This is a genomic window from Nocardiopsis halotolerans DSM 44410, assembly GCF_000341065.1.
GTDB lineage: Bacteria > Actinomycetota > Actinomycetes > Streptosporangiales > Streptosporangiaceae > Nocardiopsis > Nocardiopsis halotolerans.
Window position 1 is genome coordinate 1 of record NZ_ANAX01000297.1, and the last position, 1,476, is coordinate 1,476.

Annotated in this window: 2 pseudogenes; both read left to right on the forward strand. The window is 73.4% G+C overall.

Annotation, left to right across the window (positions count from 1 at the left end):
- A pseudogene (locus D455_RS0121990) lies at positions 1-566 on the forward strand (hypothetical protein); the annotation flags it as partial.
- A 311-nt stretch (positions 567-877) separates the two neighbouring features.
- Positions 878-1,476: pseudogene (locus tag D455_RS31335) on the forward strand (hypothetical protein); the annotation flags it as partial.

Here is a 1,476-nt window from a genome sequence, read left to right on the forward strand (position 1 = left end):
GGGAGAACGCCGCCCGGGTCGTGCTCGACGCTCCCGCCGCGGTCTCCCGGGGCGCCGTGTCCGAGGGTACGCACGTCGCACACCACGTCCGTGACACCGTGCACGGGGTGACCGGACCCGTCGAGGAGTACCTCGCCGAGGCCGACGTCGTCCCCGTGGAACCCGCGATGGTGCGGGAGCCGTCCGAAACCGCCGCCGAGACGGGCGGGGACGTCCGCTCCGAGGACGGCGACTCCGTGGCCCGGACCGAACCGGCCACCATCATGGGCGCGTTCTCCGCCCCGACCTCCCCGAGCCCCGGTGCCGACGGACCGGACTCCGCCGAGCCGGTCACCGAGACCGGTTCCGCACTCCTGGTCGCCGACCCCGTCGCCTCCCACCCGGGCCCGAACGGCCTCACCACCGGTTCCGCCCAGTCGGCACCGAGCGGTCTGACCGTCCTCGCGGGATACCTGCCCACCACCGGCGCTCCGGCCCCGGCTCCCGGCCAGCTCCAGGCCGCCCGGCACGTTCTGCTCTCGGTTCCCGAGGAATCCGCGGACGAGCCGACCTTCGCCCCCGACTAGCGGTCCCCTTCCAGCCGGTCGTACAGCGACCTCTCCTGGCACGCCCTCTCCCAGCCCCGGGACGCCCACGAACGAACACGTGGAGTGATGACCCGGTCTCCTCTGGGGATTGACGTGAGCCGCGCACCCTCGCGGCGGGGTTCACGTCAGTCAGTGGCCAGCCAGATCCACGACTGATGACCGGCCGGGTCCGGCCGCCCACTCCAGGCGCGGCGGGCTCTCCCACCGGAAAGCCCGCGTCGGACGACGGGGAAGCGCACCCGTCCGCCGTCCACGCGAAAGCCAGAGACCACACTCGGAAGGACCACGCAATGTTCACCACCGCACGTACCTCCGCCAGGACCCTGCTGTTGGCCGCCGGCACCGCGGGTTTCGTCGCCCTCGGAGCCGGGGTCGCCGGGGCGGACACCCTCGGGGGCGTCACGGACGGGGTTCCCCTGGGCGACCTGGGCAGCCAGGTTCCGGAGTCGCTGACCGAGGGGGTGTCCACGCCCCTGGGGGAGCTGGTCAAGGTCGAGCCCGGCCAGCTCTCCGCCCAGCCCGACGTGCGGCACCAGTCCGTTCCCCAGCAGGTGGTCAGCCAGGCCTCCGGTAACGCCGTCTCCACCGACGCCCCGATCGAGACGGGCGAGGACAACGCCGCCAACGTCGGTCCGCTGGACCTGAACACCGTCGGAGAGTCCCTGCCGTTGTCGCACGCCGCCGACAGCCCGCTCTCCGGGGTGCTGGGCGGTACCGGCCTGCTCGACAGCGTGAGCCTGGACACCGAGAGCAGCACCCTGCCCCTGTCGCACGCCTCCACCGAGCCGATGGCCGCGAGCCCGCTGTCGGGGAACCCGCTGGGCGGGGTGCTCGGTGGCACGGGTCTGCTGGGCGGTGCCAACCCGCTGGGCGGTCTCCTGAACTCCGG